The organism is Clostridium sp. AM27-28 (genome assembly GCF_003480955.1).
Lineage (GTDB): Bacteria > Bacillota > Clostridia > Lachnospirales > Lachnospiraceae > Otoolea > Otoolea fessa.
The window spans coordinates 1-3218 of record NZ_QUJT01000026.1 but is presented as its reverse complement, the minus strand read 5'-3'; the positions used below and the strand labels follow the sequence as shown (position 1 = coordinate 3218).

General features: G+C 46.3%; 4 protein-coding genes. 3 read left to right on the top strand and 1 reads right to left on the bottom strand.

Features of this window, described 5'->3' with window-relative positions:
* Window positions 1-232, top strand: a 232-nt coding sequence (locus DW720_RS15815; protein WP_207665591.1) for a hypothetical protein, incomplete at its 5' end; no start/stop codon positions are given.
* A gap of 142 nt (window positions 233-374) precedes the next feature.
* On the opposite strand, the gene DW720_RS15345 is transcribed toward DW720_RS15815, so the two are convergent.
* The gene (locus tag DW720_RS15345; RefSeq protein WP_182428007.1) at window positions 375-1361 is read right to left on the bottom strand and encodes a LysR family transcriptional regulator; all 987 of its coding nucleotides are present in this window, start codon (window positions 1359-1361) and stop codon (window positions 375-377) included.
* A 270-nt stretch (window positions 1362-1631) separates the two neighbouring features.
* Between DW720_RS15345 and DW720_RS15340 the strand changes: the two genes are divergently transcribed.
* Both DW720_RS15340 and DW720_RS15335 read left to right on the top strand, forming a co-directional pair.
* Window positions 1632-2207 (top strand): chromate transporter, encoded by a 576-nt coding sequence (locus tag DW720_RS15340; protein WP_118494322.1) that lies wholly within the window; start codon window positions 1632-1634, stop codon window positions 2205-2207.
* A 15-nt stretch (window positions 2208-2222) separates the two neighbouring features.
* Window positions 2223-2786, top strand: a complete 564-nt coding sequence (locus DW720_RS15335) for a chromate transporter (RefSeq protein ID WP_118494319.1) — start codon at window positions 2223-2225, stop codon at window positions 2784-2786.
* Window positions 2787-3218 lie beyond the last annotated feature (432 nt).

Below are 3218 nucleotides of genomic sequence, written 5' to 3'. Positions count from 1 at the left end.
GGCAGAAAGTAGGGCTGCCGCCCAGCAAAAATATTTGCTAATGCGACAGCCCCAGAAATTATTTTCAATCATCTGTACGTATTCGCAACCAATCCCAGATAACCTCAGCGTCGTATCCGGTCATATGGATAATGATGACCTGATAATCGCGAACCGTCTCATACGGAAGTTTACCGGAACCGTCATGCATTCATCACAGGAAAAGGCTGTAGCGGACGATGGCATACTCTAACGCGATCCCCTTCATCTGTAGAATCATATCTTCCAGTCCGCTGCCTGGTTCCAGTAGAGCGGAAAAGAACGCATTTGCCAGAAAATGACGAAGAGGCATCTGATAGAGCACCGATGCATTTCGAAATTTTTCCCAGGGTAGTTCAATATCGCAGATCAGTGAGCGTAGCTGCGGGAGAGTCCTTCGGAAAATTTCTGTGGACAGGATATGCATGGGGAGAGATTCCCGGGGGATTTTGAGCGGAAATATGGTTGGATGGCAAAAGTTCACGCGCCATTTGGATAAAATCCTGCATGACAGGAGACAGAAACTTGCTTTGATGCCACGCCAGATGAACGGTATTTTGAAAAGAAAAATCCGAAAAATAGATCCGGGAAATGGTACTGAGTCTCAGCTCAGCTTCGAGCATAGCGCTTGGCAGAATTGTGACGCCAAGCCCCAGGCGGACGGCTTCGAGAATGGCCTCTTGTGAGGTACTTTCCCAGGCAGGGGTGACCTCACAGCCGGTCTGGCGGATGGCATTTTGAAATACTTCATAGGAGGTGCTGCCGACTTCGCGGAAGAGCAGCGGTTGTTTCATAAATGTATTGATGGAAACGGTTTTTCCTGCCATCGGGTGTCCCGGCGCGCAGATGGCGGTGTAGTGTTCCTGAAACAGGGGAGTCAGGGCAATCTGTTCGGAGCGGATGGTTCCGCCGACGATTGCAAGATCTAGCGCCCCATTTAAGAGCATGGCTTCCGTCTGTGCGGTCGTCTGTATATGGACCTGCGTGTGTACCTGGGGATATGTCTCTTGAAATAGCTGCATGAAACGTGGTAGATAGGAAATCCCCACGTTGGTGCTGGCACCGATGCGGAGAACTCCGCTGATTCCGGAATTGGAAAATGCCAGTTCCATTTCATCGTACATCTGGATAAAATGGCGTGCATAGTCGAGAAAACGCCGCCCTTCGCCGGTAATTCGCAGACGCTGGTTGATCCGGTCGAAAAATAATGTTCCGTAGTGTTCTTCGAGCTCCCGGACGGCGGTGCTGACGGTTGGCTGCGTCAGGTAGAGATTGCGCGCCGCCTGTGTGATGCTTCCGGCGGATGCTACTTCGATAAAAATTCGGAAATGCCGCAGTGTCATGAAAACTCCTTTCCTGAATGTTTCATAAGGAGTGGGAAACATTCGTATTTGTATGTTTGTCCTACTTTTTTCCTGCCGTCAGAAATATTATTTTTGACGGCGTTGCTTTTATAGAGAATCATAGATATTTTAATAAGAACTATATATAAATTATAGTAATTTTAAAATGAATTGGCAAGTGTTATAATGGGCACAGAAAAAGGAATGTTGTTTTGCGTGAAGGAGAACTGGGAGAGACAAAAGATAAAATAGAAAAAGGGGGAATGGCAGATGAAACAGAAGCATCAACTGCTGGTTTTATTTTTAAAAACACTTTATATCAGCGCATTTACATTCGGGGGCGGTTTTGTCATTGTGACATTTATGAAGAAATGTTTCGTGGATGAGCTTCACTGGATTGATGAACAGGAAATGCTTGATTTTACCGCACTGGCACAGTCCTGTCCGGGCGCGATTGCGGTAAATGGGGCAATTTTGGTTGGTTGGAAAGTATATGGGTTTGCCGGAATGGTGGTGGCAGTCATCGGAACGATTCTTCCGCCGATGGCGATTCTGGCGGTTTTATCCGTCTGTTACGCCGCGTTTGCGTCGAACGTCTGGGTGGCAGCAGCACTAGAGGGAATGCGAGTCGGCGTGGCGGCTGTGATTCTGGATGTTTCCTGTGGGCTGGGAGTGAATGTTCTGAAGGAAAAAAAGCTGTATTCAATTGCAATCATGGTAATTGCGTTCCTGGCTGATTTTGTGCTGGATGTGAATGTAATCTATATCATTGCGGCGGGTATTCTGGCGGGAACGATTCGATTTATCTGGATGAGAAAACGTGAGCAGACGACCGGTGCGGTATAGAGGGGGAGAATAGATATGATCTATATACAATTATTTTTGAGCTTTCTGCAGATAGGGCTTTTCAGCGTGGGCGGCGGCTACGCGGCGATTCCACTGGTACAGAGCCTGATTGTGGAACGACAGGGATGGATCACGATGACGGAGTTTACGAATCTTATCACGATCGCGGAAATGACGCCGGGACCGATTGCGGTCAATTCAGCAACCTTTGTCGGAATTCGGATAGCGGGACTTCCGGGGGCGGTTGCGGCAACCTGGGGATGTATTTTCCCATCTTGTATCATTGTATCGGTACTGGCATACATATATCGGCGTTACCGCGGCGGCTCTGCGATGGGAAATATTTTAGGCAGTCTTCGCCCAGCGGTAGTGGCGCTGATCGCAGGTGCCGGACTTTCGATGCTACTGGCAGCAGTTCTTCCAGAGGTAAATGGGGAGAGGGTGATCCAGTGGGGCAGTCTGGTTCTTTTTTCGGCAGCTTTTATAGCGCTCCGCAAATGGAAACTGAACCCAATTCTTGTGATGTGGGTCTGCGGCGGTGTCAGCCTGGCAGTTAAATTGATTGAGTATCATTTGTAGAGAAGGTAGTATAGGAATAGGTAATAGATATAAATGAGAGTGTAGATGGAAAGTGAAAGCTGTATTTATGAATGGATGGAAATGGCATCGGATTCTTTTGATTCGATGCCATTTCTGGGATTAGGGGAAATAGATGCATAGACTTCAAATGGTTAGAATATTCTAAAAAATCACAACAAAATAAAAAGAATAACAAATATAGAAAAATTGTTGACAATCCTTGGAAACTCTGGTATCATAACATACGTCCTTGAGACAAGGGCAAATCAATCGAGGAAATAAGAGCGGAAACGCAAACGGATTTCTGAGAAAGATTAAAAATAAAATAAAAAAGTTGTTGACAAAGTCAATTGCTTATGATAATATAAATAAGCTGTCGATGAGACAACAACAAAGAACCTTGAAAACTGAACAGTATGTAAAACCCTGAAA